Here is a 24,992-nt window from a genome sequence, read left to right on the forward strand (position 1 = left end):
ATGTAGGGTAAGGTTCTCCTGCCTTTACGGGTCCTCTGCTTGTGGTGAGGATGGCCCTGTCAGGTTGTCGCAGTGTGAAGGAGGTTTAAGCGCCGTGCGAATTGGGCGAAGCGGTTATTTGACATGGAGGATGCCGGAATAGTCGGCGTTCTTGGCGCAAATGCTGCAAAACGCGTGCAATTATTGATGCGTTTCTTAGCAGCGGAGCGACTTAAATTTGTCGAAAAAATAGGCATCTAAAAAGCAGAATTGATTTTGTAGGCGCATCGACATCGTCGAACTATCGCGCTAAACGGCGGCAAGAGTTTTTAATGGTGCCGTTGAAGTATCGAATTTGGGGGGCGAATCTTTCGGTTGGAAGACGAGGAAAGCGAAGATTTTTGCACGAGTTTAGTCACAGGATGTTTTTTCAATTTGCCAAGCTTTCGTGCAAAACGGCAACGCTGTGGTGCGCGGACGTGGACAATTCATAATTTGGCCACAAAGATTTACATTTTATGCGCATATTGATCAGTAGGACGATAGAAGTTTAAGAGTGTGAAGGCCCGATTGGCTGCTGGGCTGGGTTTAAAAAGTTGAGTGTTTCTGGATAGAAGCACAGAATATTACGGCGTTTTTTTTGAGTGTAGCCGGACACAAAGTATTGTTCGTAGTTGGTATTAGCGATTGGGATGAAGTTGGCGTGATGACGCCTTTGGGAGAGTCCGCATTTTGCGTCTCTTCGTTTGGTTGAACTAGGCTTCCCCGGTCAGATGTTTTTTTAAGCACGTGTCGCTTTTAGCGGCATTCCTATTTGGGAGCTGTTTTGATGGTATTGACCAAGCGGGCCTTTGCGGTCTTTGGCATGAGCCTGGCGAACCATATCCAGCCTAGCACGGCAATTGCGACGAGCCGGGCAGGGCATGTTGGTGTTCTTGATCTTGAGTTTGGCGATCCCTCCTGTGTTGCGACGCGCAACGCGGTTGAAAGGCTTGCTGTCGCAGGACGTGGGGATTGGGGGCTAAAGCTTCGGGTCTCGGACGCGGATACTCTTTTTTCGGCTGTTGGCTCATCAGTTTCTGGGATGGGTGTTGCCGTTTTTGTACTGGATGATGTCAACGCGCTTGATGGGGCCATGGCTGCCCTTCGCGCTGTTGCCCCGAACGCACAGGCATTTGCCGAACTTCATGATGCCGATCATCTGGCAGTGGTCGAAAAGGCTGGGCTGTCTGGTGTGATCGCAAAGGGCCACGAAGCTGGTGGCGCGGTTGGCGACGAAACGACACTGCTTTTGACGCAGCGGTTGGTTGCGCTGACCAAGCTTCCTGTGATTGCGCATGGTGGCGTCGGGCCCAATACGGCGGCCGCGCTTAAGGTCGCTGGCGCAGCTGGTGTTGTGTTGGACTGGCAGCTTGCTTTGTTTGACGAAGCGGCGACACCGCAAAAGCTTGCCATGGCTATTTCGCGCATGGATGGCAGTGAAACCCGGACACTTGGTGGGGATCTTGGTCATGCGCATCGCGTGTTTTGGCGCGCAGATCACAAGGCTGCCCACGCGTTAGAGGCGTTGGATATTCCCGGCTCGGACGCAGGTGCCTTTTTGGCGGCTGTTGATAAGGCTGTTGATCCAACCGACGCAGAAAACTCCGTTTGGCTTGTTGGACAGGATGCCGCGTTTGCCCGTCGGTTTGCCGATACTTATTCGACGCTTGGGAAAGCACTGGATGCGATCGCTGACAGCGCGGCGAAGCTGACCCAGCTTGCACAAGAGTTGAAGCCGCTGGCCGAAGGGTCGCCATTGGCGCAGGCCACCGGCACGCGCTATCCGATCATTCAGGGGCCGATGACACGGGTTTCTGACACCTCGGACTTTGCGGTCGCCGTTGCAAAGGGCGGAGCGCTTCCGTTTCTGGCTTTGGCGCTGATGCGCAAGGCCGAAGTTGCGGCATTGCTTGAGGAAACGAAGGCCAAGGTCGGTGATATGCCTTGGGGCGTCGGCATTCTGGGCTTCGTCGATGATGCGCTGCGCGAAGAGCAGACGGCGTTGATCGTTGAGCATAAGCCCGATTACGCCCTGATCGCTGGCGGTCGCCCCGATCAGGCGCTGGCGCTAGAAGCGCAGGGCATTCCAACCTTCTTGCACGTCCCGTCGCCCGGGCTTCTAAGCCTGTTCCTTGAAAGCGGCGCGCGCCGGTTCATCTTTGAGGGGCGTGAATGTGGTGGCCATGTTGGCCCGCGGTCCAGCTCTGTTCTGTGGCAACAGGCGGTTGACGCGCTGTTGGATCACTATGGCCCAGAGGGAGAGATTGACTGCGAACTTCTGTTCGCTGGGGGTGTGCATGACGAACGCTCTGGCGCGATGGTTTCGGCCCTTGCTGCCGGGCTGGCGGCACGCGGTGCAAAGATCGGTGTGATTGTTGGCACTGGCTACATCCTGACCAAAGAAGCGGTTGAGGCTGGCGCGGTTCTGGAAACCTATCAAAAGCTGGCTCTGGAATCTAAGCGCACCATGCTGCTGGAATCCGGCCCCGGCCACGCAACACGGGTTGTCGAAAGCCCGATTGTTGATGAGTTCTTTGAGGAAAAAGCCCGACTGCGGTCTGAAAATATCGACCCGGATGACATCAAGGATCAACTGGAACATTTCAATGTTGGCCGCTCGCGCATTGCATCCAAAGGCGTGGATCGGAACCCCGATTACGGCAAGGTGGATGGCGCTAAGAAATTTGTGAAGGTCAAGAAGGCCGATCAGATGAAGAAGGGCGTTTACATGATCGGGCAGGTGGCAAACCTGCACGATACGCCCACGACGATTGCTGACTTGCATGCTGCGATCTGCACCGGCTCGGCCGCTGTTCTGGATGCAGCGGTGCCTGCGCCCGAACCCGTCGAACCCTTTGTTGAGGGGCCGGGTTCGCGCATCGCGATCACGGGTTTTGGAACCATTCTGCCCAAGGCGCAGGATTTCACCACTTATTGGGAAAACATCCTTGATCGCGTCGACGCCATCGAAGAGGTGCCCGAGCGACGCTGGGATTGGCGCCGGTATTACGACGAAAACCGGGATGCGCCGGACAAGATGTATTCGAAATGGGGCGGTTTCCTCGATGAGATCGAGTTTGACCCGATCAAATACGGCATCCCTCCGAATTCTATGCCAGCGATTGAACCGCTGCAGCTACTTGCGCTGGAAACGGTGCGACAGGCGCTGGAAAACGCTGGTTTCAAAGATGGCGTGATCGAGGACGAGGCGTTGCGCCGCAAGACATCGGTGATCATCGGTGTCGGTGGTGGTGCGGGCCCTCTTGGTCAACGCTATGCTGTGCGCTCGTCGCTTCCTGCGATCAACGGGTCAATGCCCGAAACGGCGGAAGAGCGACTTCCAGAATGGACCGAGGACAGCTTCCCCGGCATCCTGTTGAACGTCATCGCGGGGCGTGTGGCGAACCGGTTTGATCTTGGTGGTGTGAACTTCACCGTCGATGCGGCCTGTGGTTCGTCCCTTGCTGCCGTCATGATGGCCGCGCGCGAGTTGGAAAATGAAACCTCTGACATGGTGATCGTCGGGGGTGCGGATAGTTTCCAAAACCCGTTTGATTTCCTTGCATTTTCCAAGACCCGCGCGTTGTCGCCGCGTGGCCGTTGCCGCACCTTCGATGCGGGCGCTGACGGTATCGCAATTTCCGAAGGTTTGGCCATGATGGTTCTGCGCCGTCTGGATCAGGCAGAGGCCGAGGGTGACCGCATCTACGCGGTTCTGCGCGGTGTTGCTGGATCTTCTGATGGCAAGGACCTTTCGCTAACTGCGCCACGTCCCGAAGGGCAGGAATCTGCGCTTGTGCGTGCCTATGATCGTGCAGGAATTTCACCATCGACCGTGGGCTTGGTCGAAGCGCACGGCACCGGAACCGTTGTTGGGGACCGGACCGAAATTCAAAGCCTTTCCAAGATGTTCGCTGATTATAGCGATGAAAAACAGTTCTGCGGCGTTGGTTCTGTTAAGTCGATGATTGGTCACACAAAAGCTGCGGCTGGTTGTGCTGGTATGATCAAGATGGCGCTTGCGCTGCACCATCGTGTCTTGCCTTCGACCCTGAATGTCGAAGAGCCGAACCCAGGCGCGAATTTCCCGGAAAGCCCGTTTTATGTAGCAACCGAAGCGCGCCCATGGATGCGTCGTGGCGACACGCCGCGCCGTGCTGGTGTCAGCGCATTTGGTTTCGGCGGCACCAACTTTCACGCGGTTCTGGAAGAGTATCGCGGCGGCTACCTGCCCAAACATCAGGACAAGTTCCGCAAGAATTGGACGCATGAGCTTTACTTATTCTCAGCCAATTCCAAGTCAGACCTAACGAATGAACTGCGCCGCGCGTCCGATGCGCTTTCGGCGGCCCCTGAAGGCGTGTCTGCAAAAGATATCGCAGCAAGTCTGGCCAAGAAGTTCGACGCCAAGGCCACAGCCCGGTTTGGGTTGGTTGCCACGTCATTGGCGGATGCGTCGGCGCGTTTGGCGCGGGCTGCGGAAACCATCGATGGCGGGGATGATACCCTGCGCGCGGTTGATCCCTCGGGGGCGTATTTCTCGGCTGATGACGCGTTGACCAACGATCAGGTGGCGTTCCTGTTCCCGGGCCAAGGCTCTCAATATCCAGGTATGGTTTCGGACCTTGCGACGACCTTCCCATCGTTTCACGACACCTTAGAAGGTGCATCGCACGCGTTGGATGGTCGTACACCTGCGCCGCTGGCCGATCTTATTTTCCCGCGGCCCACGCTGGACGAAGATGAAAAAGCCGCACAGGTTGAGGCGCTAAAACGCACGGATGTCGCGCAGCCCGCAATTGGGGCTGTTTCGGTTGCTGTTTTGCAGCTGCTTAAGTCCTTTGGGTTGGATGCTGTTTCGGCGGCTGGCCACAGCTTTGGCGAATTCTCGGCGCTTTATTCCGCAGGAACGTTCGATGCTGACACGCTGCTCAGCCTAGCGCATGCGCGCGGTGACGCGATCATGAAGGCTGGGGGCGATGATTTGGGCGCCATGGCTGCTGTGAATGCGGGGCCAGATGCTGTTCGCGCCGCGCTAAGCGCGGATGCGGGCGTGACCTTGGCCAATATCAACGCACCCGATCAAACGGTCATCGCGGGCCCAACACCGGCAATTGCCGCCGCTGAAGAGGCCCTCAAGGCCGCCGGATTTGCCGCCAAGCGACTGCCGGTTGCCTGCGGGTTCCATTCTGATTGCGTGGCCCCGGCGCGTGATCTGTTGGCGCAAGCCTTGGAAAGCGCAGAGATTTCCGCGCCTGATCGCCCGGTTTACGCAAATGCCACCGCCGCGCCATATCCCGACGGCCCAGCAGCCGTGCGCGCCCAACTTGCGCAACACTTGATTGAGCCCGTCAATTTTGTCGGTTCGGTTGAGCAAATGCACGACGCAGGCGCACGTCTGTTCTTGGAGGTTGGTCCGGGTTCTGTCCTGACCGCGCTGACGGACCGCATTCTTGGCGACAAGCCGCATCTTGCGCTGCCTGCCGACAAGAAGGGCCGTTCTGGCGTTCAGCAAATCCTGTGCTTGTTGGCTGGGGCTGCGACTGCGGGGCTGGATCTTTCCATGGCCAGCGTTTTCGATGGCCGCGCTGATGACACGCTTGATGTAACGGGCTGGAACCTTGCCCCTGCAGAAGATTCCCGCCGTGCAATGCTGTGGAAAGTGGACGCTGCGAACTCCCGCCCAATTAACGGCACACCGCAACGCCGCGGTTTTGCTGCGCGTATCGAAGAGGACCCAAAGACCGTGACCAATCAACGGCCTATTGCCAGCCCCACGCCCACCGCTGAGGCGACCGCACCGGCGACTACCGCGCCAGCGCCAAACGCTGCCCCTGCAAGTGTGCCGCGCATGGCGGCGACACCGGCCGGGTCGGGCGCAGACGAAATCATGCGCCGCCATCAGGAATTGATGACGCAGTTCCTTGAAAACAACCGTGCCGTGATGATGCAATGGATGGGCGCAGCACCGACGGCGGCGCGCCCCGCGATGCCTGCTCCGGCACCTGTCGCGGCGGCGCCAGTTGTTCAGCCTGCGGCAGTTGCACCGGTGATGCCTGTCGAAACGCCGCCAGTCGTTCAGCCTGTTCCGGCACCAGCACGGGTGGCACAAGCACCGGAAGCGACGTCTTCAGTTTCGCTGACGGCAGATGCAGCAACCGATGCGCTGCTTGCGCTGATCTCTGATCGGACGGGCTATCCGACGGATATGCTGGACCTTGATTTGAACCTTGAGGCTGATCTTGGGATCGACTCGATCAAGCGTGTCGAAATCCTTGGTGCTTTGCGTGGTGATCTTTTGCCGAACGCGGGCGAAGAGGCGCGCGAACGCATTGGCCCGGTTAGCCGAGAACGCACTGTGCGCGGCATCGTTGCGAAGTTTATGGAAGTGGCAGGCGATTTTGCCGCGCCAACGCCAGTTGCAGCTGCGGCAAATGCCCCGGCCGCGCCGACTGGTCCGAACCTGTCTGAACCTGCGGTGACCGATGCCTTGCTTGCGCTGATCTCTGATCGGACGGGCTATCCGACCGACATGTTGGACCTTGATTTGAACCTTGAGGCTGATCTTGGGATCGACTCGATCAAGCGTGTCGAAATCCTTGGTGCTTTGCGTGGTGATCTTTTGCCGAACGCGGGCGAAGAGGCGCGCGAACGCATGGGCCCGGTTAGCCGAGAACGCACTGTGCGCGGCATCGTTGCGAAGTTTATGGAAGTGGCAGGCGATTTTGCCGCGCCAACGCCAGTTGCAGCTGCGGCAAATGCCCCGGCCGCGCCGACTGGTCCGAACCTGTCTGAACCTGCGGTGACCGATGCCTTGCTTGCGCTGATCTCTGATCGGACGGGCTATCCGACCGACATGTTGGACCTTGATCTGAACCTTGAGGCTGATCTTGGGATCGACTCGATCAAGCGTGTCGAAATCCTTGGCGCTTTGCGCGGTGATCTTTTGCCGAACGCGGGCGAAGAGGCGCGCGAACGTATGGGCCCGGTCAGCCGGGAACGCACCGTGCGCGGCATTGTTGCGAAGTTTATGGAAGTGGCGGGCGATTTTGCCGCGCCAACGCCAGTTGCAGCTGCGGCAAATGCCCCGGCCGCGCCGACTGGTCCGAACCTGTCTGAAGGCGCGGTGACCGATGCCTTGCTTGCGCTGATCTCTGACCGGACGGGCTATCCGACCGACATGTTGGACCTTGATCTGAACCTTGAGGCTGATCTTGGGATCGACTCGATCAAGCGTGTCGAAATCCTTGGCGCTTTGCGCGGTGATCTTTTGCCGAACGCAGGCGAAGAGGCGCGCGAACGTATGGGCCCGGTTAGCCGAGAACGCACGGTGCGCGGCATCGTTGCGAAGTTTATGGAAGTGGCGGGCGATTTTGCCGGAACGCCATCGGTCGCGCCAGTTGAAGTGGTGGTGGCACAAGGCGAAGCAGAGCCAGAAGTTTCGGCCGATGATTGGGGGGCGCGTTTCGTAATGATCCCGCTTCCGGTTCCAGCACCCGAGCGTGCTGAATGGCTGACCCAAGGCGCGACCTATGTGATCACCGACGACGGTGCAGGCGTGGCAGCGGGCTTGGCAGATGCGATTTCTGCGAAGGGCGGCAAGCCGCTTTTGCTTAACGGCGCTGACTTGTCTGATGATCAAGCTCTTCGTGATCTTGTTGCTGCCGAAGCTTCAAAAATTGCAGGGCTTTTCCATTGTGCGCCGCTGCGCGGTGTACCGAAATTCGCTGAAATGAGCCGCCAGGAGTGGGACGGGGCGGTCGATGCATCGACGCGCGCGCTTTATTCGCTGCTTTCAGGGCTGGGTGGTTCGTTAAGTACACGGGCTGACGCGGTTGTTGTTGCGGCTTCGGCGATGGGTGGGGCCTTTGGTTTCGACAGCGTTGTGCCACAGTCACCTGCCGCAGCCGGGGCACCTGGGTTGTTGAAAACGATCGCTAAGGAATGGGACGACGCGTTGGTGCGTTCTGTCGATTTCGATGTGGCAAGCGACACGTCCAAGCGCGTTGAGGTATTGTTGGCCGAGGCCGGGCATCGTGATGATCATGTTGAAATCGGGGTGCGCGGCGATGAACGCCTTGGTCTGTTTGCTGAACAACGCTCAATCTCAGCCGATGCTCTGGCTGACATCGAATTGGACAAAGACTCTGTGGTGCTGGTCACAGGTGGTGCGCGCGGTATTACCGCCAAGATCGTTAAGCACTTGGCCAGCAATCACAGCCCTCGGTTCGTGTTGTTGGGATCGTCTCCAGCCCCAGAAGGGCCGGAGGATGCAAGCACGGCGGGCATCACAGATGCGCGCGATCTGAAATCCGCGCTGATCGCGGCAACCAAGGCCGCCGGGCAACCGGTGAACCCCGCAGCAATCGAGGGCGCTTATCGCGCTGTGATTAAGGCGCGGGAAATTCGGGATGCGATTGCAGTTGTCGAAGCTGCCGGGTCACAGGTCGAATACCTTGCCTGCGACGTGCGTGATGATCAGGGGCTGACGGCGCTGATCAACGGAGTTTACGACCGGTATGGCCGGATCGACGGTGTGCTGCATGGCGCCGGCGTGATCGAAGACAAGCTGCTTCTGGATAAGGATGTTGAAAGCTTTGATAAGGTCATTCGGACAAAGACGGAAAGTGCCTTCACGCTGGCGAAAGCCTTGCGCCCAGATGGCCTGAAATTCTTGGTTTTCTTCACGTCTGTCGCGGGGCGGTTCGGAAATCGGGGGCAGGGCGATTATGGTGCTGCAAATGAAACCGTGTCCAAGCTTGCGCGCGTTCTGAATGCGGATTGGCCTACGAGCGTTACCGCCGTCAGCTGGGGCCCGTGGGACAGTGGCGGAATGGTTTCGGATGAAATCAAGGCGCAGTTTAACGCAATGAAGATTGAGCCGATTGCACCTGTCCACGGTGTGCGGGCGCTGGAACTGGAAATCACACGCGGGTCGTCGGACGAACCAGAAGTCGTGTGGGGGCGCGGCCCATGGGAAGAAGACACAACGCGGTTTGCTGAGACTTACGGCGGGCCGCGCACGCGCGAGGCCGCAGAATAGCACAAGAGATTCGCATGTCGCGCCAATACGAAGAAGAACCCATCGCCATTGTCGGCATGGATTGTATTTTCCCGAAAGCCCCCAACCGGGAGGCTTTCTGGAAGAACATTCTGGACAAGGTTGATGCCGTTGATGATGCACCTGCTGATTGGCACGGTGACCTGTTTCTTGATCCCGAAAGCGAAGAAAACGACCGGGTTTATACGACCAAGGGCGGGTTCTTGGGAGATCTCGCCACGTTCGATCCATTGCGTCATGGCGTGATGCCAAGCGCGATTGATGGGGGTGAGCCTGACCAGTTCCTTGCATTGGAAGTCGCCGCGCGTGCGGTTGAGGATGCAGAGTTTGCCCTGCGGCCGGTTCCGGGTGACAGGGTCGCGGTCATCCTCGGCCGCGGTACCTATATCAACCGGGGTTTCACGTCGGTTGTGCAACACGGCATCATGATCGACCGGTTTTTAGATGTGCTGAAAAAGCTGCATCCTGATACCGAAGCCGACGAACTTGCAGCCGTGAAGAAAGAACTGAAAAGCTCCCTTCCGCCGTTCAATGCTGAAATTGCACCTGCTCTGGTGCCCAACCTTGTGACCGGGCGCATTTCCAATCGGCTGGATTTTCGTGGTGCGAATTACATTGTTGATGCGGCTTGTGCGTCGTCTCTTATCGCGCTTGAACGCGGTGTGGTGGACCTGCGGGCAGGGCGGTGTGATATGGCCGTTGTGGGTGGGGTTCATGCCTCGACCCCGGCGCCGATCTATCAGATTTTCTGTCAGCTAGAGGCGCTGTCTAAGAAGGGTGCGATCAAGCCATTTTCGGCCGAGGCGGACGGAACGCTGTTGGGCGAAGGCGTTGGCATTTTGTGCATCAAACGCCTGTCCGATGCCGAGGCAGCGGGTGATAAGATTTATGCCCTCGTGCGTGGTGTCGGTGTTGCCAGTGACGGCAAGGGTCTTGGCATCCTCGCGCCCCGGATCGAGGGGGAGGCATTGGCACTGGAGCGGGCCTATGTGGATGCAGGGATCGACCCTAAAACCGTGGGGCTGGTCGAAGCGCACGGTACGGCGACTTCGGTTGGGGACGCCACAGAGGTAGAGGCGTTGGCCGGGCAATTTGGCGGGCGCAGCAGTACCGCGCCGGATTGTGCCCTTGGTGCTGTGAAGTCGATGATCGGGCATTGCTTGCCCGCGTCTGGATCTGCTGGATTGATCAAAACCGCAATGGCGCTTCATCACCGAACGTTGCCACCGACGCTGGTTGATACGCAAAACCCAGATCTTCGGATAGAGGACACGCCATTTTACCTGAACACGGAATCCCGCCCATGGATTCACGGCGGGGCTGAGCCGCGCCGGGCAGGGGTCAATGCGTTCGGTTTCGGCGGCATCAACGCACATGCCGTGCTAGAGGAATATCGCGGCGCACCGGAACCTCAGCCGCTTTTGACCCGGTCAAGCGAGGCGCTGTTGCTGGATGCCCATGACAGTGACGCCTTGTTGGCCAAGATCGCCCACACCGCCGATGTCCTGAAAGCCGAAGACGTGACGCTTGCCGCGCTTTCGACCGAGGTGAATGCACAGCTTGGCACGGGAACATGGCGGCTTGGCGTTGTTGCGTCTGACAAGTCGGATGCTTTGGCAAAGCTGGACAAGCTTGCCGCGCGAATTCGGGCTGGCAAAACAAAACTGAAAGATCGCAAAGGCGCATACCTTAGTTCTGCGCCGCTTGGCCAACAGGGCAAACTGGCATTTATGTTCCCCGGCGAGGGCAGCCAACACATTGGCATGCTGCGCGAACTGATGATGCACCACCCCGAAATGCGCCAATGGTTCGATGTCGTCGACGGTGCCTTCCGGGATCACTCCCGCAGTTTGCTGCCAAGCCAAGTTATTTTCCCGCCGCCCGGTGTGGCCGCCGAAGGGGATGCTTTGTGGCGGATGGACATCGGCCCCGAAGCCATCTTTGCGGCCAATCAGGCCGTTGCTGCGTTGTATGGAAAGCTTGGCTTGTCGCCCGATATGCTGGTTGGCCATTCAACGGGTGAATATTCCGCACTGTATGCCGCAGGCGTTACGCGCCGTGACGATCCGGCAGAGCTTCAGGCCGAAATGCGGGCTTTGAACGATGCATACGAAGTGATGGAACGCGACGGGGCGATTGCCGCGGGCGCGTTGATCGCGGTGGGTGCCGTTCCTGCCGACACCTTGAACGCGCGGCTTGCCGAACGCGATGACGTTTTCTTGGCGATGGACAATTGCCCAAACCAAAAGGTAATCGCGGCCTTTACGGACGAGGCGCGGGTTTGGGCCGAAAAGCTGGCCGGCGAACTTGGCGGTTTCGGCGAGGCGCTGCCGTTTGAGCGTGCCTATCACTCGCCAGCATTCGCTCAGTTCAGCGAACGGTTGGAAAGCTTCCTTGGCGGGATGGAAATCAATGCGCCAGAAATTCCGGTTTATTCCTGTCAGTCGACGGCGCGGTTCGGCGAAGATGCAGACAGCATTCGAAAGCTGACCGCCGATCAATGGTCCGATCGGGTTCGGTTCACAGAAACCATTCAAAAGATGCACGACGATGGCGCGCGGGTGTTCGTTGAATGTGGTCCGCGCAACAATCTGACGGCATTTACCAACGATATTTTGCGCGGAAAAGATCACGTTGCCTTGGCTGTCGATACGCCTGCACGGGCCGGGCTGGATCAACTGCATCATTTCGTTGCGCAGCTTGCCGTCGAAGGCGTGCCGTTGAACCCAGCGGCCTTCGCGCCACCAGCCTCGACCGAAAAGAAGGTCACTGGCCCAACGCGTCCACAGGTTCTGAAAATGGGCATTCAGCCGATGGAGCTTAAAAATGTTCCGCCGATGAAGCCGCGTGCGAAACAAGTGCGTCCAAGCCCACCCGAAGCCGCGCCGACCAAACCAGACACGACGCCTGTGCCCGAACCTACTGCACCGCCGATCGCATCGGCAGAAGACCAGTTGATCGCATCTTATTTCGATACGATGGAGCAATTCGTTTCGTCAGAGCGTGACATCATGTCGGCCTATTTCGGGGCCTACACCGGTGGCGCACAGGCAGAGGTGCCAACGGCCGCAGATGTCGCGGCGCCTGCGCGGTTCCCGATGCTGACAGCGTTGGAACAGGCTGCGGACGGGCGTTCGCTGACCGCGCGGATCGAAGTGGACGTGGCGCGCGCGCCTTACGTGTTGGACCACAGCTTTGGGCGCGGGATTTCGCAAACTGACCCCGCACTGACGGGCCTGCCGGTTGTCCCGCTGACCTTCACGATGGAGGCATTGGCAGAAGCCGCCGCCGCCCTTCGCCCCGATATGGTCGTAAGCGGCATGACCGAAGTCCGTGCCTCACGTTGGCTTGCGCTGGATCGCCCTGTTCTTGCGCTTGAAGCCAGTGTTGAGTTGCGAAGCGATGGCGACCCAACCGTCGTTCATGTGCGCCTTCGCGAAGCAGAAGGGCCCGCATTGCGCCCAATTCTGGTCGAAGCAGATGTTGAGCTGCGCACCGCGTTGCCAGAGGCACCTGTCGCGCCTCAGCTTGGTTATGGCGCAAAGCGCGATGTGCGTTGGTCGCTGGACGATGTGTACAGCCGTATCATGTTCCACGGCCCAAAACTGCAGGCGGTTGAAAGCATGGACCTTGCAGCGTCGGATGGCTGCGAAGGTGTATTGTGCGGGATGCCCCATGACGGCCTATATGCCGGAACTGCCAACCCGGCCTTTGAAACGGACGCGATTACGCTTGATGCCGTTGGACAGCTCGTTGGGGTTTGGTCGGCAGAGATGCTTCCAGAAGCATTCCACATCTTCCCGTTCCGCGTTGAGAAGTTAGAGATCTTTCGCCCGCGTCTTGCGCCGGGGGAAAGGGCGCGGTGCCGTTCGAAGATCACACTGATCGGTGAGGATGAGATGAGCTCATACATCGATGTGGTGTCAGAAGACGGCCATCTTCAGTGCCGTATCGAAGGATGGTGGGACAAGCGGTTCAATCTTCCCGAAAGCTTTTATCAGGCACGGCTGAACCCCGCGCAAAACTGTTTGGCACGCCCGTTGCCTGCGCCGAACGACGGCGTCGCGGTTGCGTTGATCGATGACTTGTCGAGCGGGCTTTTCGATGGCAGCGGCGGCATTTGGGCGAAGGTGCTTGCGGGACTGATCCTGACCCGTTCAGAGCGGGCGGATTGGGATGCGCTTGCCACTGCGACAGACAAGCGGCGCTGGGAATGGCTGCGCGGGCGATCAGCGGCAAAAGATGCTGTGCGGATGTTGCTTCAGTCGGGTATTTTGCCCGCAGATATTGAGGTGACAAGCACCGGCCCCGACGATGGCCCGATCATCGGATCAACATGGGCAACCGAATGGGGCGCGCGGCCGCATATTTCGATCAGCCACACTGGCGAATACGCCCTGTCAGCCGCCGTCGATCCGGCGAAATTCGCAGGGGTCGGTGTGGACATCGAGCGGGTTAAACACCGCGAGGAAGCCTTTCTGACAACTGCGTTTTCGCCCGCCGAGAGAGAGATGATCGCCACCGCGCCCGAAGGGGATGCACGCGACCGTCTGGTCACCCGCCTTTGGTGCGCCAAGGAAGCGACCGGTAAATCATTCGGGGTTGGTCTGGCGCATGCGCTTGACCGTTTCGAAGTTGTAACAGGCGGAACTGATACGGATCAGTTTCAAGTAAAGGATAAGGGGACGAACACCCTTATTCATGTGAAAATGATGGCCGACATTGCGCCAGGCGTGATTTGCGCAATTGCAGTGCGACCATTGTAGAAAAGATATTGAGAACGAGAAGGACTTGGGATGACAACGGTAACCTACGAAGACGCGAAAAGCGTTCTGCAAGAGATCTTCGAGGATCTTGAAGATGATCTGGATGTTGAAAGCGTAGAACTTTCTGCCGATGCCAAGGTGTTGGAACTTGGGATGGAATCGATCAGCCTTGTCTATCTGATTTCCGAGCTTCAGCAGCATTACGGGCTGGGTGACGCGTTGTTCCGAAAGATGCGGGACGAAGACCGATTGTTAAAAGATATGACCGTCGATGACATTTTGAACTCTGTCGTCGAACTGGGCGCTCGCGCGTCTGCATAAGAAGGAATTCATTTAATGGGCGACAGCAAAATCCGCACGCTGCTTATCGGCTTGGATGGCGCCACCTATGATCTGTTGGATCAGCTGGTGGAAGAGGGCGTTATGCCCAACCTTGGCAAGATCATGGAAGAGGGTGCGCGGGGGATTTTGAAATCCACCATCCACCCGCTGACGCCACCTGCGTGGACGACGATGACAACGGGCCGCACGCCGGGCAACCACGGTGTGTTTGATTTTATCCGCGTTGATCGGGATGGGGCAAAGCCAAGCTATACGTTGGCCACGTCATCTGATGTGATGGTTCCGACGATCTGGCAGATTGCCAGCCGCGAAGGGTTGCGCGCCACGACGCTGAACTTTCCGGTAACGTTCCCGGCCAAGCCGATCGACGGTGTGGTTATTCCGGGTTACGTGCCGTGGTCCTATCTTGGCCGGGCAATCCATCCGCGTCCTGTGTTCAAGATGCTGAAAGAAAAGGGCGTTTTCAAAGCGTCCGAAATGTCCACCGATTGGCAGCATGAGCGCAAAGCCGTGCAGGGGCTTTCGGAAAACCAGTTGGAAGATTGGGTTAATTTCCACATCACCCGTGAACGTCGCTGGTTCGAAATCCTCATCACCCTTATGGAAGAAGAGCCAAGCGAACTGACGGCTGTTCTGTTTGATGGCGTCGACCGTATTCAGCACCTTTGCTATCACCTGATCGACCGCGCAACCCGCGACCAATATGATACGCCTGACGCGATCAAGACCCGCGAACTTGCGCTTCAATATTATCGCGATGTCGATGGCTATGTCGCCAAGATGATCGAAAAGGCCGGCCCACAGGCGCAGACCTTTATCGTTTCAGATCATGGCTTTACCCGTTCCGGCGCGCGCATCTTCTATGCTAACACATGGCTGGAAAAGAACGGCTGGCTGGATTGGGTCGAAGGCACACCGATGGACGATCAGGGCCGCGTTGCGCTGGACGAAAACACCGAGGCCAGCACGCTGATCGACTGGACCAGTTCAAAGGCCTATGCGCTTAGCTCGTCCTCGAACGCTATCTTCATTCGTCAGGCGAAAGAGCCGGGCGCACCGGGCGTTCAGCCAGAAGATTATGAAGCGTTCCGTGACAACATGATCAAGGAACTTCTGGCGCTTAAAGATCCGGCGACGGGTAAGCCTGTGGTTATGCATGTGTTCAAACGCGAAGACGCGTTCCCGGGCACTTATTCCGACCGGGCACCGGACCTGACATTGATGCTGCACGATTACAGCTTCTTGTCGGTGCTGCGCGCGGATGAGGCGTTGAAAGACCGTCAGGTACCTTATGCAACGCACCACCCGGATGGCATCTTTGTTGCGACCGGGCCGGGCATTGACATGGGCAAGCGGCTTGACCCGCTTTACATCGCCGATGTCGCGCCGACCGCGCTTTATTCGCTTGGCCTTGCGGTGCCGCGGGACATGGAAGGTAAGGTTTCCGAAAGCACATTCTCGGGCGAGCATCGCGAAGAGCATAAGCTGAAATTCGTCGATGTGATCGAGGAAGCGGGCGGGAACAAAGACACCTCCACGCTGGATGCCGAAGCGCAGGCGCAGATCAAAGAGCGGCTCAAGTCGCTCGGATATCTGTGATCTGATATGCCAAGGGCCTCCCTTCGCGGGCATACCATCCACTATCAGCAGGTCGGGCAAGGCCCCGACGTGGTGCTGATTCATGGGCTGTTTTGCAACATCGCCTTCTGGTGGTTCCGCGTTGCACCAAAGCTGGCCGAAAAGCATCGCGTGACCGCGCTTGACCTGCGCGGCCACGGGTTTTCGGCAATGTCGAATGGTGGCTATCGGGCGGTTGATCTGGCCGATGATGTGGTGGCCCTTATGGCGCATCTGGGCATCGAAAAGGCCCACCTGATTGGGCACAGCTTTGGCGGCGCGGTTGCGTTGGCTGTGGCTGTGAAACATGCCGATCAGGTGGAATGCCTGACCCTAGCGGATGCATGGGTGCCATCGCTTCAAACCATGCCGCCGTTGAATGACAGTGCGGCTTGGGCCAAGCTTCAGGCGCGGTTGCGAAAGCGGGGCATTGTTGTCGATGGGGAACCGCCGCGCGTTGCGCAGGGGTTCTTAGAGGAGATGCTGGACGCCGAAGATGAGGGTGAACCCGTTGCGGGCGGCGATGGCGCCGGGGCATTTGCAGGGATGCAGGTTTCAAGCGCGGGGCAGCGCCCGACGCGCGCGATGCGTCGCTGGCGTGAGTTGATGGAGCGGACCTCGGCCAACAGTCAGTTCCGTGATCCGGCTGGATTGGACCTTGATCATATCAGGGCGGTCGAACGGCCCGTCGATCTGATCTATGGCGCGCGATCACGTTATCTGACCAGCCGCGATGGTTTGGCCGAGGCGCTGCCAAATGCGCATCCGGTCGAGATTCCGAATGCCGGCCATTACTTCCCGCTGCTGCGCCCCGAAGCCTTGTTAAGCGCGGTCGCCACTGGGGTGAAATCAATGCCGCCAAGCGGTACGAAGAAAAGAAAAGAGCATAGCGTTGACTAAAGCAGATCAGAACATGACCGGAGATGCTATAGGCAAGGTCGAAGCCGAATTAGGGCAGGGAGCAGACGTGTCTGACAAAAGTGGAACAGGTTTGACGGCCGGGAACTTCCGGCAACTTGCGAAGAACGGTATTGGTGATCCGGCCAATGCCTATGTCCATGGGATGGAGTGGTACGACGGTAAGCTGTACTGTGGTATGACCCGCAACTCTTTCAAACTGTTAAAACTTTTTCCGCCGATCGATCCGCCCGCGCTTGACCCTTGGCCGGTTGACGTACCCCCAAAGGTTCAAGATTTGGACATGCAGGGCCAGATTTGGCGTTGGACACCAGAAACTGATGAATGGGAGCTGGCCTATCGTTCGCCCCTGATTGACGGCAAACATGGCGAACCTGCACCGCGCGATCTTGGCTATCGCGGGATGGAAGTGTTTCAGGGCAAATCGGACAGCAAGCCGATGCTCTATGCCTCGACCATGTCGACGGTGCTGCGCGGCTGCGCGGCGCATGTGTTGCGGTCCGAAGATGGTCTGAACTTTGAACCCGCCTGTGAGCCGGGCATCGGGAACGACAATATCTCGACCTTCCGGGAATTGGTTGGGTTTGACGGCTACCTTTACGCGCCGCCAGCGGGCGAGGGGATTCAGTTCAACTCTAATCGTACCGGCGTTTTGATGCGCTCAAACGATCCCAAGCCGGGCAACTGGGAAGTTGCGGGCGACCTTGGGTTTGGCGACAGCAAAAACAACGGCATCTTTATGATGACGGTCGCGAACAACCAGCTTTATGCCGGGACGTTCAACAATTACGAAGGCTATCAGGTTTGGACGACGCCACCTTGTGGGGATGGTCCGCTGCAATGGCGCAAAGTCATTGATAAAGGCGCCCACCGTGGCCCGCTTTCCGAAATTGCCATGGGCATGGTCGAATTCAACGGCGCGCTTTATGTCGGCAGCTCTATCCAGAACGGCGGGTATGACCGCACAAACCTGGTTGGTCCCGCCGCCGGAGAGGTCATTCGGATTTGGCCGGATGACAGCTGGGATCTGTTGGTTGGTATGCCGCGCGAAACGCCGGACGGGATGAAATACCCGCTGTCAGGGATTGGGCCGGGGTTCGACAACATCTTTTCCGGCTATACGTGGCGCATGTGTGTCCATGACGGTTGGCTATATGTCACGACGTTTGATTGGAGCGTGTTCCTGCAATACGCCCACCGCCCGTCACCCACCGCCAAAAAGCTGGTTGATGCGGTCAGCTTTGAACAAATGGCCGAAGTTGGCAGCGGGTTCGAGATGTGGCGCACCAAAGACGGTGTGAACTGGATGCCCGTTACGATCAACGGAATGAACAACCCCTATAACTATGGCGGGCGCACGATGGTTTCGACGCCCAAGGGGCTGGCCGTTGGGACGGCGAACGTCTTTGGTGGCAAATCGCCAGCGCGGTTTGCATCGCGTTGGGAATACATCGAAAACCCAGACGGCGGCACAGAGGTGTTCTTGGGCGACCCCGGAACCACGTCTTATGTCATTCCGAAGCCGAAGAAGGACAAAGCCAAGACAGTTGATATCGCGGCAACAGGTGCGACGGGCTACATCGGTCGCCACTTGGTGCCCAAGCTGTTGGACGCAGGGTACACGCTGCGCCTTTTGACGCTGCCCGGAACACGCGATGACATTCCGGCGCACAAGAACCTTGAAGTGATTGAAGGGACGCTGGAAGACCCCGCAACCTTGGCCAAGCTGGTGGATGGCGCGGGGATCGTGTTGCACATGGCCGCGCGGCTTGCCGGGGCGTGCACGTTGGAACAATTGCGCGAAACCAACGTTGAGGGGACCCACAACCTGATCCGCGCGTGTTCAGATTCCAAGGCGCTGAAGCGGTTTGTGTTCTGTAGTTCGGTCGCGGCTTATCAAAACCAATTCAACGAGAAAGAATGGCCTATCCATGAATCGCACCCGCTAAGGGTCGATGGGGGGCACGATCTGGCCGATTACGGCATGACCAAGATCGCCAGCGAAAACCTTGCCCGTTTCTACAGCAACAAACATGGGTACGAACATTCGATCCTTCGCTTTGCGTTGGTTTATGGGGTTGGTGATCCTTTGGTCGATCTGATGGCACGCAAAAACGCGCCAGAGCCGGATTTCGGGCAGGGGCAGGGTGGCGAACAGCCACGGCAGTTTGTGCATATTGATGATGCGGTCGAAGCGATTGCGCGGGCGTGTTTCGAAGACGGTGCCAAGAACGAAACCTTCAACGTTGCCGGGCCGGATGTGATAACCTATCGCGATGTGGGCCGGATGACACGTATCGCAATCGGTACGCCTTCGAATGACGATCTGGATCCAGACCGCACCCGAGTATGGCGCCGGTATGTGCAGCAATATGATATCAGCAAGGGCAAGAACAAATTGGGTTTTTACCCGTCTGTTCCCTTTGCCGAAGGGCTTCGCCAGATCATCGAAGCCGCCCAAGCCGAAGGCGCGTTGCCGCGGCCAAATGACAAAGTAACGAGGGAGACTGCCAAGAACACGGGTTTCCAGGCAGATTTCGCAAATCCTTCTCGTAAGGAGGGTAAGCGAAACGAGGCTTCAGCGAAGCCGAAGAGTATTAGTGAACCAAAAAAACAGATTGCGAACTGATTTCTGCGCGTTTCGCGCTAAAGATACAATGGAGATGACCAATGTCGAATACAGATGAATGGATGCCAAACGTTGAACAGGTTGGTGGCGACTCGTCTCAGGCAATGAGCTATGCGCGCAGTTTGATGAACGAAGGCCGCACCGACGAAGCGCGTGCAGAGCTGCAGTCGATCATCGATCAAGACCCGCAGAACACCCGCGCGATCATGGCCTATGGTATGTCGCTTCAGCGCGAACGCCGCTTGGAAGAGGCTGCGCAATATTTTGAAAAAGCGATGGAAGTTGACCCATCAAACACCACCGCGCCGCTTTTGGCGGCGACGATTGGTGTGCAGGGCGATAACCCGGAATATGCCGAGGCCAACTATCACAAGGCACTGACGGCTGACCCGACCTCCATTCAGGCGCTGACAGGGCTGGCACGCCTTCACCAGCGCAACAAAAAGCCAGACGCAGCGATCGAGGTGCTTGAGCGCGCGCTGGAAGTCGACCCTCAGTCCGAGCGTGTCCGCCACCAGTTGGCGACAGTCTATGCCAGCTCTGGCCGCAAGGACGAAGCGAAAGCCCAGCTTGAACATGCGCTTTCGATCAAACCCGGCGATCAGCGTACAGCCCTGTTGCTGGCAAACCTGTGCAACAGCATGGACAAGCCTGACGAGGCGCTGAAGACGCTGGAGGCTGCGCTAAAAGCGTCGCCAGAAGACGGGCGTTTGATGATGGCCATTGGGCGCACGAAACTGGCTGCTAAAGATTATGCCGGTGCCGAAGTCGTGCTGCGCAAGGCAGTGAATGCACCGCGTAACACAAACCGTGGTAACGGCCGTTTTGCCAGCCGTATCGCAGAACGCCGTGGTCAGCAGCAAGCTGGCGCAGGCGGTCAGCAAGCTGGTCAATGGCAGGGGATGCAAGGCGGCCAAAACCGCCAGCAGCGCCCAAACTCTATGGCGCAGTTGACGCTTGTTCAGGCCCTGATCCCGCAGAAAAAGCTGAAAGAAGCGCGTGAGATTCTGGCCAAGGCGCCACGCAATGGCCGTGCCAGCACAATCGTTCAGCGCCTTTACGGTGACGCGTTCGCGGCCGAGGGCAACATTGAATCCGCCGAACAGTCTTATCGCGCATCCATTCTGCGTGCGCCAAACGGCGAAGAAGCAATCCGTAAGATCGATGAAGCCAAGGCTGCCAAGTCCGCGCCCAAAGGCGATGCGGTTCTGAAGCTTTACACAGACGAGTTCGCCCGCCGTGTGAAAGAGCGCGAAGAGAACCGTGGCAATCAGGATCGCAGCGAAATGATGACACGCATCCGCGAACGCCGCGCACAGCGCGGTGGCGGTCAAGGTCAGGGCGTCGGTCAGGGCCAGATGCGTCAGCGACTGCGTGAACGTATGCAGCAGCAGCGCGGCCAGCAGGGCGGTGGCAACTTCCAAGGCTTCGGTGCGGGCAACATGCAAGCCGGTGGTGGTGCAATGGTGCCAGACGCGGTCCCACAACAAGGTATTGACGCAAACGGCCAGCAAAACCAACGCGGCGGTTTCTTGCGCGCTATGATGGCGCGTCGTCGCAATAACTAAGCCACTGTTCGGCATAAAAAAGAAAAACCCGGTTCGTTCGCGGACCGGGAACTACGGAGGCTTACGTTGAAAGTACTTGTGACCGGTCCCACCGGCGCTGTCGGGCAGTATATCCTCGAAATGCTGATGACTACGGGGTACGACGTGCGTGTTCTGGCGTTGCCGGATTCCATGCACCGTATCAATTTTCGTGATCGAATTGAGATGGTTCCAGGTGAACTGTCTGACGACATCGCCTTGGAAGAGGCGTTGAAAGACATTGATATCGTATTTCACGCGGCATTGGTTAGCCCGCCACCTGCGATGAAGCCCGAAACGATGAATGCGGTGAATATCGAAGGCACGCGCAATTTGTTGAAGGCCTGTGCGGGCAAGATTAAGCGCTTTGTTTTGGTCAGTTCGAACAACGTCTATGCGCCTCATCGCTCGCCCGCGATGTGGCCCTTGCTTGATGATGCGTTGCGCCAAGCACATGGTAACCCGCAGCAGGCCGCGCTTGGCGAAAGCCTGATCGCCGCAGAAGATTTGGTGTTCGAAGCTGCCGAACGCGGAGAGATTGAATACTCCATTCTACGGCCCACGGTGACGGCTGGTCGTAAATGCCCGTTCATTGAAAGCATGGTCACAACGATCCTTCGCAACCCTGATAACTTGGAAATGCAGCGGCGGATGTGGGACATGATGCAATGGTCCCACGGGACTGACATCGCCAGCGCCGCACTGCTGGTGGCCGAGCATGAGAAGGCCGTGAACCAGTGCTTTCTGGTTGCCGGGGCCGAACCCGTTACGATCTACGATGTTCAGGCGCTGATGTGGGAGGTGATGAACGTCGGGAAAAGCGATAATCCGTATGCGGAAATCGCCTCGCGTAATAACATGGGCATCCCCAAGTTTGAGCCACGCAAATTGCACGCGCTTGGCTGGAGGCCGCAGGTCGGGGTGAAGCAATGCATCGCAGAGGTACTGGGCCGGTTGGAATTCTATTCTTCTGCCGCGATCAAGATGCCTGCGCATTTGCTGGATGAATAAATCAAATTGAATAATGGCCGAAGCCCATTCGGGGCGAGCGGACAATAGGAAGGAAGATATTTATGCGCGCACTGGTTTCTGATGCCGATGGGCTGATCGGGAAGCGCATCATTTCACGGCTTCTTGCCGCGAAATGGGAGGTCACGGGCGTTACTGACGCGCAGACCGAAGCGCCCGAGGGGGCCAAGTTTCGTGCTTGGCCGAAAAAGCCGGGCTCATTCGGCGCGTCGCTTAAGGACGTGGATGTTGTGTATGTGACTGAATTGGCTGGCGACGCCGATTTGGAGGAAAAGCAGGAACATCTTTCCGGTTTGATCCGCGCATCAGCCAAGGCTGGCGTCGGTCGGCTTGTGTTGCTGAGCAGCGCCGAGATTTACGATCCGACTGCGCTAAGAAACCTAACCCTTTACGAAACAGGCCCGTTCGCGGCCGAAGGTACGGGTGGGCTGCGCTGTCGTGTAGCGGCTGCCTTGGAGGGTGATCTGCGCGAGATCCCGGGGGATATGGAACGTGTTGCGCTGCGCGTGCCGATGGTTCTTGCGCCTGACAGCAGCGGCGCGATCACGCTGGTTCGCGGAATTTTGGATGATGGGGCCGTACCTGCGGATACCCCTCGTTTTCAGACAATCGACGCGGATGAATTGGCCGATGCTTGTGTCATCGCTGGGACATCCGATCAGGCGTCGGGCCATGCGATCAACCTTGCTGGCGCTGTGTCGGTCCCGACATATTGCATCGTCGAGGAAATTCATCGTCTGGCAGAGGTCTTTACGGATCAGCACAACGGCGAAGTCCGCATTCGCCCCGAACATCCGATTTCATCGCCGATCCTTGCAGCGGGAAAGGCGGCGCAAATTTTGGGGTTCACTCCGAAGAAAAGCCAGTGGGTCAATATTGCCGAGCTGGTTCAGGCGGTGGTCCATCAAAAACGTGCGGACGGTGCGCTTCCTGCTATCGTTCCGATTATGCCAGCTGCACTGATGGCTGTTGAAAAACGTGAAAAGCCGCTTGCCGGGAAGGTTGCCGTTGTTACCGGCGCGACGTTTGGCATTGGGCGTGCTTCGGCGCTGTTGTTATCGCGGCTTGGGGCCAAGGTGGTTGGTATCGCACGAACTGAAGATGCCGGTGCCGCGTTGGTCGATGAACTGAAGCGCGAGGCGAAATTTACCGAAGGTGAATTCATCGCGGCCGATCTAAGCTCGCAAAAGACCATTCGGGATTTGGCCGAGGCGTTATGTGCAGATTATCCAAAAATCGACATCTTGGTGAATAACGCGGGTGCGGCCTATGCCGCGCATGAACTGACCGAAGACGGCGTTGAAAAGTCTTTTGCGTTGAATACTTTGGCACCGTTTATGCTGACACAGCTTTTGGCCGAGCCACTGAAATCTGCCGGGGCTTCGCGCATTGTAAGCGTATCGTCTGGGGCCCACGAAAACGCACCGATCGATCTGAGCGATCTGCATAGTGCAAAAAGCTATATGCCGTTTGACGCCTATGGAAAGTCCAAGTCGGGCTTGGTGATGTTTACCTATTGCCTTGCGTCGCAGTTGAACGGAACGGGCGTTTCAATTCACGCGGTTGATCCAAGCACGGTGCGCACTGAAATTGCCGCCCGCAATGGGCTTGAGGAAAAACTGTCCAAGGATCTTGGGCCGCAAGAACAGCAGCGCGAACAAACCCGAATTGATCGCGAACGTATGCAGATGATCTCGCCGGAAGAGGCGGCAAGCTATGTGGTGAACCTTGCAATGGCCCCGGACTATGAGGGTGAAAATGGTCTTTACCTAAGCAAGGGAGAGATCGCGCGTTCCGCAGACGCCACCTATGACGAGGCAACGGCTTGGAAGCTTTGGGACGAATGTGCCAAACTTACAGGGGTGTCATAACACGGGCGTCTTAGCGCCCGTGCGTGCGGAAAAACGAAAGCACCTCTGTTAGGCCGGGAAGATCGTCGCGCGTTGGGCCGAACATATCAAGGCCGCGTTGCGACCTTGCCGACTGGCCCGGGAACCAATGGCCCATCTCGGGGACGGGGCATATGACAACCTCGGCTTTCGCGTCGCATTGCGAATGCCGATCACAGGCCAGTTCGTTAAGGCCGGTTGTTGGGGTTTCATCGGCGCAGTTGTTCGCTTTGGCCCAAAAATCCACGTTGCTGTCGACCGACGGGCGGGGGCCCGGCTTTTCAAGAACACCCATGCCACCATCATAGGGGGAAAACCCGTCCTCTAAGCCATGCATCATTAGGACGGATACAGGGTATTTCATCTCGCAACCCGCTGAATTGTCACGCGTTCCTCCCGCAATCGCAATTGCAGCGATTTCTGAGTTCAGCTCGCAGGCGAGCCGTTGGCTCATCCCTGCGCCGTTGGAAAAACCTGTGGCGAAGTGATTGCCCTGATCGAGTTTCACGAAGGAATGCAGATCACTTAGGATTTCTAGGACGAAGGCAACATCGTCAACGTTGTGCTCTTTCGCGGGGCCACAACAATCACCTTGGTTCCACGACCGCCAAAACCCGTTTGGATAGACGATGATGAAGTCATCGGCACCCGCGGCTTCGTGCAGGCCAAGTTGTTTTTCGAACCCTTCCGAGGTGCCATACCCCGGATGAAAGGCAAAGATGACAGAAAGCTTTCCGCGCGCGTCTGCATCATCGGGGATATGGGCGATATAGCTTCGTTCGAATTTCCCGAATTTTAGGGTTCGTTCCTGACGGGCGGCATGTGCATCCATCGCCATTAGGGGGGTGATACAAAGCGCAGCAAAAGCCACTTTGGAAGTGCGAATAATATCTTTGATCAAAACCTGAGCATATCCTGAAATGTGAGGCGTTAGACGTGGCGTAAACGCCGCCACTGCAGGCAAATAACAAGTCACATTGAAACCATAGTTTGCGGTCAACTTATTGAAAAGGCGACGCTGTATTTTTGCCAAGAAAACTGTCGTTGAAATACATCTTCTTGACGCATTTTTGCGCGTTCATTACACGATACATATTGTTGATAACGATTAGATATTTACGTTTTGGTGAACGG

10 protein-coding genes are annotated in these 24,992 nt (G+C 57.6%); 9 read left to right on the plus strand and 1 reads right to left on the minus strand.

Features of this window, described 5'->3' with window-relative positions:
* Positions 1-808: 808 nt before the first annotated feature.
* The 9 genes from COL8621_RS07135 to COL8621_RS07175 all read left to right on the plus strand — a co-directional run bounded on the left by COL8621_RS07135 (position 809) and on the right by COL8621_RS07175 (position 23,840).
* Positions 809-9,064, plus strand: a complete 8,256-nt coding sequence (locus COL8621_RS07135) for a type I polyketide synthase (RefSeq protein ID WP_093966561.1) — start codon at positions 809-811, stop codon at positions 9,062-9,064.
* A gap of 14 nt (positions 9,065-9,078) precedes the next feature.
* A complete protein-coding gene (locus tag COL8621_RS07140; protein ID WP_093966562.1) occupies positions 9,079-13,848 on the plus strand; it encodes a type I polyketide synthase in 4,770 nt (1,589 codons plus the stop codon).
* Positions 13,849-13,878: 30 nt separating this feature from the next.
* Positions 13,879-14,169, plus strand: coding sequence for an acyl carrier protein (locus COL8621_RS07145; RefSeq protein ID WP_093966563.1), 291 nt, complete (start codon positions 13,879-13,881; stop codon positions 14,167-14,169).
* Between the two features lie 15 nt (positions 14,170-14,184).
* A complete protein-coding gene (locus COL8621_RS07150) occupies positions 14,185-15,789 on the plus strand; it encodes an alkaline phosphatase family protein (protein ID WP_093966564.1) in 1,605 nt (534 codons plus the stop codon).
* Between the two features lie 6 nt (positions 15,790-15,795).
* Positions 15,796-16,707, plus strand: a complete 912-nt coding sequence (locus COL8621_RS07155; protein WP_093966565.1) for an alpha/beta fold hydrolase — start codon at positions 15,796-15,798, stop codon at positions 16,705-16,707.
* Between the two features lie 13 nt (positions 16,708-16,720).
* Positions 16,721-19,354 carry an NAD-dependent epimerase/dehydratase family protein gene (locus tag COL8621_RS07160; RefSeq protein WP_093966566.1) on the plus strand — a complete coding sequence of 878 codons (2,634 nt, stop codon included), beginning with the start codon at positions 16,721-16,723 and terminating at the stop codon, positions 19,352-19,354.
* 41 nt (positions 19,355-19,395) lie between these two features.
* Entirely contained in the window at positions 19,396-20,922 is a 1,527-nt protein-coding gene (locus tag COL8621_RS07165) for a tetratricopeptide repeat protein (protein WP_093966567.1), read from the plus strand.
* Positions 20,923-20,988: 66 nt separating this feature from the next.
* Positions 20,989-21,951 (plus strand): NAD-dependent epimerase/dehydratase family protein, encoded by a 963-nt coding sequence (locus COL8621_RS07170; RefSeq protein WP_093966568.1) that lies wholly within the window; start codon positions 20,989-20,991, stop codon positions 21,949-21,951.
* A gap of 62 nt (positions 21,952-22,013) precedes the next feature.
* The gene (locus tag COL8621_RS07175) at positions 22,014-23,840 is read left to right on the plus strand and encodes an NAD-dependent epimerase/dehydratase family protein (RefSeq protein ID WP_093966569.1); all 1,827 of its coding nucleotides are present in this window, start codon (positions 22,014-22,016) and stop codon (positions 23,838-23,840) included.
* Positions 23,841-23,850: 10 nt separating this feature from the next.
* Here COL8621_RS07175 and COL8621_RS07180 read toward each other — a convergent pair whose 3' ends face one another.
* The gene (locus COL8621_RS07180; RefSeq protein WP_141137855.1) at positions 23,851-24,759 is read right to left on the minus strand and encodes a CE1 family esterase; all 909 of its coding nucleotides are present in this window, start codon (positions 24,757-24,759) and stop codon (positions 23,851-23,853) included.
* Positions 24,760-24,992: the final 233 nt, after the last annotated feature.

The sequence above is a fragment of the Actibacterium lipolyticum genome (genome assembly GCF_900184935.1).
Taxonomy (GTDB): Bacteria; Pseudomonadota; Alphaproteobacteria; order Rhodobacterales; family Rhodobacteraceae; genus Actibacterium_A; species Actibacterium_A lipolyticum.

Excerpts from the sequence above, each read along its gene's own strand:
- COL8621_RS07135 (WP_093966561.1), top strand. The coding sequence starts at position 809 with ATGGTATTGACCAAGCGGGCCTTTGCGGTCTTTGGCATGAGCCTGGCG.
- COL8621_RS07140 (WP_093966562.1), top strand. The coding sequence starts at position 9,079 with ATGTCGCGCCAATACGAAGAAGAACCCATCGCCATTGTCGGCATGGAT.
- COL8621_RS07145 (WP_093966563.1), top strand. The coding sequence starts at position 13,879 with ATGACAACGGTAACCTACGAAGACGCGAAAAGCGTTCTGCAAGAGATC.
- COL8621_RS07150 (WP_093966564.1), top strand. The coding sequence starts at position 14,185 with ATGGGCGACAGCAAAATCCGCACGCTGCTTATCGGCTTGGATGGCGCC.
- COL8621_RS07155 (WP_093966565.1), top strand. The coding sequence starts at position 15,796 with ATGCCAAGGGCCTCCCTTCGCGGGCATACCATCCACTATCAGCAGGTC.
- COL8621_RS07160 (WP_093966566.1), top strand. The coding sequence starts at position 16,721 with ATGACCGGAGATGCTATAGGCAAGGTCGAAGCCGAATTAGGGCAGGGA.
- COL8621_RS07165 (WP_093966567.1), top strand. The coding sequence starts at position 19,396 with ATGTCGAATACAGATGAATGGATGCCAAACGTTGAACAGGTTGGTGGC.
- COL8621_RS07175 (WP_093966569.1), top strand. The coding sequence starts at position 22,014 with ATGCGCGCACTGGTTTCTGATGCCGATGGGCTGATCGGGAAGCGCATC.